Here is a 6,180-nt window from a genome sequence, read left to right on the forward strand (position 1 = left end):
GGCCTGACGCAGATGACCGCGCTGCAGCAGGCGCTGGGCGCCGCGCCCGGGGAGATAGCCATGGCCTATGCCGCGGCCAATCCGGGCGAGACGCATGTGGCAGCGGGGACGGAGGGCGGCGGCCGCGTGCCGATGACGACGCTTGATCTCGCCCTGCCGGAGCTCGGCATCGGCGCGGTGGATTATCTCAAGATCGACGTCGAGGGGTTCGAGCTGCCGGTGCTGCAGGGTGCGCAGCAGACCATCGCCGCCAGCCCGGGCATCATCGTGCAGACCGAATTGGTGGCGCGCCACGCGGCGCGCTACGGCCACCGGCTGGACGCGATCGGGGAGCTGCTGCGCCGCCTCGGCCTCAGCCCCTACCGGCCAAAGAACGGCACGCTGGTGCCGCATGCCGGGCCACTGGAGGGCGAATTGCTCTGGCAGCGCGGCTGAGGGCGGCATCCCCTCAGGCCCCCACCAGGGCGGGCGGGCGGCCCGCCCTGGGCGCCGCCCCGGCAAGGCCGGCGAGGAACCCCTCCAGCACCAGGAGCTGCCAGAGCGCCTGGGCATGGTCGAAGCGGCCGGATTCATGCTCCTCCGCCAGCCGGGCCAGGGCCGCAGGATCGAACAGCCCGCTATCCAGCATCGGCGCGCCGAGCAGCCGCGCCTTCACCTCCGCCCCGCGGCGGCGGAACTCCCCGCCGATGGCGTCCGCGAAGCCGCGCTTCGGGCCGTGGAGCAGGCTTTCCGGCAACAGCGGGGAGAGCGCCTGGCGCAGCACATGCTTGCCCACCTGCCCCCGCAGCTTCAGCCCGGCGGGCAGGGCCAGGCCCCAGGCCACCAGGGCGGGGTCGAGGAGCGGCGGCCGCACCTCCAGCGAGACGGCCATGGCCGTGCGGTCCGTCTTCACCAGGATGTCGCCGGGCAGGTAGCTGTGCAGGTCGGCGTATTGCGCCTGCAGCAGCCCGTCATCGGGGTCGCATTCCGCCATCAGCGCGGCGATGCGGGCGGCCGGGTCGTGGCCGTCCACCGCGGCGCGCTGGGCCGGGGAGAAGAGGCCGCGGCGCCTGCCATCCCCCAGCTTGCAGACGGTGCGGTAGTAGCCGAGGGCGGCGTCCAGGCTCAACTCGGTGAAGGTGGCCTTCGCCCGCAGCCAGCGGGGGGCGCGGTCCAGCTTCGGGTAGATGCGGGCCAGGGTGCCGAAGACCTGCCGCCGGGTGCCGGGGGGCAGCAGCCGGCGCACCCCCTCCGCCATCCGATGGAAGCGGTAGCGGCGATAGCCGGCGAAGACCTCGTCCCCGCCATCGCCGGAGAGGGCGACCGTCACGTGCTTCCGGGCGAGGGCGCAGACGGCCAGGGTGGGCACGGCGGAATGGTCGCCGAAGGGCTCCCCGAACAGCCGCGCCTGCTCCCTCGCCGCGCCGAGATAGTCGGTGGTGCCGGCCTCCGCATGGTGCTCGGTGCCGAAGCGGGCGGCGGTCTCGGCCGCCTGGGGGCGCTCATCGGCGCCGCCGGGGAAGCCGATGGTGAAGGTGGCGAGCGGCCCGGCCTTGGCCCGCGCCGCATGGGCGACGACGGCGCTGGAATCCACGCCGCCGGAGAGGAAGGCGCCGAGCGGGACATCCGCCATGAGCTGGGCGCGGACCGCATCCTCCAGCCGCCGGGCCAGCTCGGCCGGGGCCTCCGCCGGGGCGGGGGCGGCTTGGCGCGGCGCCTGCCAGTAGCGGCGCGGGGCGGGCCGCGCCGCCTCCCCCCGCCGCAGCAGCAGGGCATGGGCGGCGGGCAGCTTGCGGATGCCCTGCCAGAGGCAGTCCGGGTCCGGGACGTAGCCGAAGGCCAGATAGTCCTCGACCGCCACGGGGTCGATCCGGCGGGGCAGGGCGGGCAGGGCGGTCAGCGCCGCGATCTCCGAGCCGAAGGCGAGCGTCCCGTCCGGCAGCCAGGCATAGTGCAGGGGCTTCTCCCCCAGCCGGTCCCGCGCCAGCAGCAGCTCCCCCCGCCTGCGGTCCCAGAGGGCGAAGGCGAACATGCCGGAGATGCGGTCCAGCACCCCCGGCCCCCATTGCCGCCAGCCGAGCAGGATCGCCTCGGTATCCGACCGGGTGCGGAAGCGGTGGCCGGCGGCCTCCAGCTCCGGCCGCAGGGCGAGGTGGTTGTAGATCTCGCCGTTGAAGCAGAGCGTGACCTCGCCATCCTCCGAGCTCATCGGCTGATGGCCGCCGGCGAGATCGACGATGGCAAGGCGCCGGTGACCGAGGGCGAGATGCGGCTCGAGGTGGAAGCCCTCGCCATCCGGGCCGCGATGGCGGATCGCGTCGGCCATGCGCTGCACCAGGGCGCGGGGGGGCAAGGCAGGGTCGTGCGGATGGAACAGACCGACGATGCCGCACATATGGAGAAGATCCTTCGCCTGCAATCGCCTGGTGGTGTTAGCGCGTTCGGGCCGGGCGCGCATCAATTGGTGAGAGGCGCGGGCTCACGGTCCCGTCATGCAACGACCCCGTGATTAAGCCCTTGTTCATTGCCGAGGGGTAAATCCGCGATGGCGGATGCCATCCGGTCCCGTCACCTGCCCGAGGAGGAGCCGCCGCCCATGCAGCATCCGTTCCCTTCCCGCGCCCCCGCGCTGGCCAAGCCGGCGGGCGAGGCGGCGGAGCTGGGCGGGCTGCCGGACCGGCTGCCCTGGCCGATGGCTGGGCTCGTCATCCTCGGCCTGGCCCTTGGCGCCTGGCTTGCCATCATCTTCGGCGTGGCGCGGGCCCTCGGCCTGCACTGAGGCTGCCGGGGCCCGCTCCGCGACCGCGCCGCTGCGCCGGTTCCCCGCACATCCGCCCGCCGCCTGCAATCCCGCAGGCGCAACCAGCCCCCACGGCGCCGCAGGGCGGCCCGTGGGGCGGGTGGTCAGCTCTGCCGTTCCACCATCATCTGCTTGATCTTGCCGATGGCGGCCGCCGGGTTCAGCCCCTTCGGGCAGGTCCGGGCGCAGTTCATGATGGTGTGGCAGCGATACAGCCGGAACGGATCCTCGAGATTGTCGAGCCGCTCGCCGGTCGCCTCGTCGCGGCTATCGGCGATCCAGCGATAGGCCTGCAGCAGCACCGCCGGGCCCAGGTAGCGGTCGCCGTTCCACCAGTAGGAGGGGCAGGCGGTGGAGCAGCAGAAGCAGAGGATGCATTCCCAGAGGCCGTCGAGCTTGGCCCTCTCCTCCTTGCTCTGCAGCCGCTCCCCGTCCGGCGGCGGCGGGGTGTCGCTCTTCAGCCAGGGCTCAACGCTGCGGAGCTGGGCGTAGAGCTGGGAAAGGTCCGGCACCAGGTCCTTCACCACCGGCATGTGCGGCAGCGGGCTGATCTTCACCTCGCCCTGCACATCCTCGATGGGCTTGAGGCAGGCGAGGGTGTTCAGCCCGTCGATGTTCATGGCGCAGGAGCCGCAGATGCCCTCGCGGCAGCTCCGGCGGAAGGTCAAGGTGGTGTCGACCTCGTTCTTGATCTTGATGAGGGCGTCGAGAACCATCGGCCCGCATTTGTCGAGGTCGATCTCATAGGTGTCCGTGCGCGGGTTGGCGCCGCTGTCCGGATCCCAGCGATAGATCTTGAAGGATTTGACGTTCTTCGCCCCCGGCTCCGCCCTGTAGGTCTGGCCGGTGGTGATGGTGGAATTCTTCGGCAGGGTGAACGTGGCCATCAGGCGAAAGCTTTCCTTCGAAGATCGGGGCGACGGGGACAGGGCGGCGGCGCCCTGCCCCCGGGAGCAATGCGCTAGTAGACGCGGGCCTTGGGCGGGAAGACCTGCACCTCGTTCGTCAGGGTGCGCATTTTAACGTCGCGGTAGTCGAGCTTCACCGTGCCCTTCTCATCCACCCAGGCCAGGGTGTGCTTCATCCAGTTGGCGTCGTCGCGCTCCGGATAATCCTCCTGCGCATGGGCGCCGCGGCTTTCCTTGCGCGCCTCGGCACCGACGATTGTCGTCATCGCGTTGCCGAGCAGGTTGTCCAGCTCCAGCGCCTCCATCAGGTCGCTGTTCCAGATCAGGCTGCGGTCGGCGATGCGGATGTCGCTGTAGCCGGCATGGACCTTCTGCATCTTGTCCACGCCCTCCTTCAGCAGCTCGGAGGTGCGGAAGACCGCGGCATGGGTCTGCATGGTGCGCTGCATGTTGAGGCGTAGATCGGAGACCGAGGTGCCGCCCTTGGCGTTGCGCACGCGGTCGAGGCGATCCAGCGCCTTCTCCCCGGCGCCCGCCGGCAGCGGCGCCTGGCTGGCGCCCGGCTTCACGATCTCCGCCGCCCGGTGCGCCGCGGCGCGGCCGAACACGACGAGGTCGAGCAGCGAGTTGGTGCCGAGCCGGTTGGCGCCATGGACGGAGACGCAGGCCGCCTCGCCCACCGCCATCAGGCCGGGAACCACGCGGTCCTGGTCCTGCGCCGTCGGGTTCAGCACCTCACAATGGATGTTCGTCGGGATCCCGCCCATGTTGTAGTGGACGGTCGGGAGCATCGGGATCGGCTCCTTCGTCACGTCCACGCCGGCGAAGATCTTCGCCGTCTCGGAGATGCCCGGCAGCCGCTCATGCAGGATGTCGGCGCCAAGGTGTTCCAGGTGCAGGTGGATGTGGTCCTTCAGCGGGCCGACGCCGCGGCCCTCGCGGATCTCCATGGACATGGCGCGGGAGACGACGTCGCGGCTGGCCAGGTCCTTCGCGGTCGGCGCGTAGCGCTCCATGAAGCGCTCGCCCTCCGAGTTCGTCAGGTAGCCGCCCTCGCCGCGGGCGCCCTCCGTCACCAGGCAGCCGGAGCCGTAGATGCCGGTGGGGTGGAACTGCACGAACTCGTTGTCCTGCAGCGGCAGGCCGGCGCGCAGCACCATGCCGCCGCCATCGCCGGTGCAGGTGTGGGCGGAGGTGCAGGAGAAATAGGCGCGGCCGTAGCCGCCGGTGGCCAGCACGGTCTGCTGCGCCCGGAAGCGGTGGATGGAGCCATCCTCCAGGCACCAGGCGACGACGCCGCGGCAGGCGCCTTCCTCATCCATGATGAGGTCGAGGGCGAAATACTCGACGAAGAATTCGCAATTGTGCTTCAGCGACTGCTGGTACAGCGTGTGCAGGATGGCGTGGCCGGTGCGGTCGGCGGCGGCGCAGGCCCGCATCGCGGGCTCCTTGCCGTAGTACTTCATGTGGCCGCCGAAGGGCCGCTGGTAGATCTTGCCGTCCTCGGTGCGGGAGAAGGGGACGCCGTAATGCTCCAGCTCGATGATTGCCGGGATGGCCTCGCGGCACATGTATTCGATGGCGTCCTGGTCGCCCAGCCAGTCCGACCCCTTCACGGTGTCGTACATGTGCCAGCGCCAATCGTCCTCGCCCATGTTGCCGAGGGCGGCGCCGACGCCACCCTGGGCGGCCACGGTGTGCGACCGCGTGGGGAAGACCTTGGTGATGCAGGCGGTCTTCAGGCCGGCGGCGCCCATGCCGAAGGTGGCGCGCAGCCCGGCGCCGCCGGCGCCGACCACGACCACGTCGTAGGTGTGATCCACGATGCGGTAGGCGCCGCGGGAGGGGGAGGTGATCGCGTTCATGGTCCGGTCTTCCTATCCCGTGGCGGCGCTCAGACCGCGATCCGCAGCACCGCCAGCGCGGCGACGAGCGCCAGCAGCCAGCAGACGGCCTTGGTCGCAAGGATGCCCGCCATCTTCGCCCATTCGGAGTTCGCGTAGTCCTCGATGATGACCTGGATGCCCGAGGCGGTGTGCTGGAAGGCGATGCCGATGGTCGCCAGCAGCAGCACGGCGTTCACCGGGCGGCCGATCCAGGCCAGCGTCGCCGCGTAGCTGTCGCCGGCCAGCAGGGCGGCGGAAATCGTGAACCACAGCATCAGCGGCAGCAGCGCCATGGAGCTGACGCGCTGCATCCACCAATGATGGGTGCCCCCCTTGGCGGAGCCGAGGCCGCGAACGCGGCCGAGCGGGGAGCGGAGCGTGGCGTGGGCGCCGGTTTCGGTGGCCATGGCGTCTCTCCCTCAGCCCCAGGCGATGATGGCGATGAGCCAGGTGAGCAGCGTGGCGACGCCGGTGCCGATCAGCACCCAGCGGCCGCTGCGGTAGGTGGTCTGGATGTCGTAGCCATAGCCGGCATCCCAGGCCAGGTGGCGGATGCCGTTCAGGGTGTGGAACCAGGCGGCCGCCGTCAGGCCGAACAGGCCGAGCA

At 71.0% G+C, this 6,180-nt stretch carries 7 protein-coding genes; 2 read left to right on the forward strand and 5 right to left on the reverse strand.

Going from position 1 to position 6,180, the window contains the following annotated elements; all coding sequences use genetic code 11:
- Positions 1 to 435: FkbM family methyltransferase (locus tag NJ376_RS03520; RefSeq protein ID WP_252951844.1), on the forward strand; the 435-nt coding region annotated here is incomplete at its 5' end.
- 13 nt (positions 436 to 448) lie between these two features.
- On the opposite strand, the gene asnB is transcribed toward NJ376_RS03520, so the two are convergent.
- The gene (gene asnB, locus NJ376_RS03525; RefSeq protein ID WP_252951845.1) at positions 449 to 2,374 is read right to left on the reverse strand and encodes an asparagine synthase (glutamine-hydrolyzing); all 1,926 of its coding nucleotides are present in this window, start codon (positions 2,372 to 2,374) and stop codon (positions 449 to 451) included.
- A gap of 201 nt (positions 2,375 to 2,575) precedes the next feature.
- On the opposite strand from asnB, the gene NJ376_RS03530 reads away from it, so the two are divergent.
- On the forward strand, positions 2,576 to 2,758 hold the full coding sequence (locus NJ376_RS03530) for a hypothetical protein (RefSeq protein ID WP_252951846.1): 183 nt from the start codon (positions 2,576 to 2,578) through the stop codon (positions 2,756 to 2,758).
- Positions 2,759 to 2,883: 125 nt separating this feature from the next.
- On the opposite strand, the gene NJ376_RS03535 is transcribed toward NJ376_RS03530, so the two are convergent.
- From NJ376_RS03535 to NJ376_RS03550, 4 genes are all read right to left on the reverse strand, one after another.
- Positions 2,884 to 3,666 carry a succinate dehydrogenase iron-sulfur subunit gene (locus NJ376_RS03535; RefSeq protein WP_252951847.1) on the reverse strand — a complete coding sequence of 261 codons (783 nt, stop codon included), beginning with the start codon at positions 3,664 to 3,666 and terminating at the stop codon, positions 2,884 to 2,886.
- Between the two features lie 74 nt (positions 3,667 to 3,740).
- Positions 3,741 to 5,552 (reverse strand): succinate dehydrogenase flavoprotein subunit, encoded by a 1,812-nt coding sequence (sdhA, locus tag NJ376_RS03540; RefSeq protein ID WP_252951848.1) that lies wholly within the window; start codon positions 5,550 to 5,552, stop codon positions 3,741 to 3,743.
- 29 nt (positions 5,553 to 5,581) lie between these two features.
- Positions 5,582 to 5,980, reverse strand: a complete 399-nt coding sequence (gene sdhD, locus NJ376_RS03545; protein ID WP_252951849.1) for a succinate dehydrogenase, hydrophobic membrane anchor protein — start codon at positions 5,978 to 5,980, stop codon at positions 5,582 to 5,584.
- 12 nt (positions 5,981 to 5,992) lie between these two features.
- Positions 5,993 to 6,180: succinate dehydrogenase, cytochrome b556 subunit (locus tag NJ376_RS03550; protein WP_456308918.1), on the reverse strand; the 188-nt coding region annotated here is incomplete at its 5' end.

This window comes from Siccirubricoccus soli (assembly GCF_024178315.1).
Lineage (GTDB): Bacteria > Pseudomonadota > Alphaproteobacteria > Acetobacterales > Acetobacteraceae > Siccirubricoccus > Siccirubricoccus soli.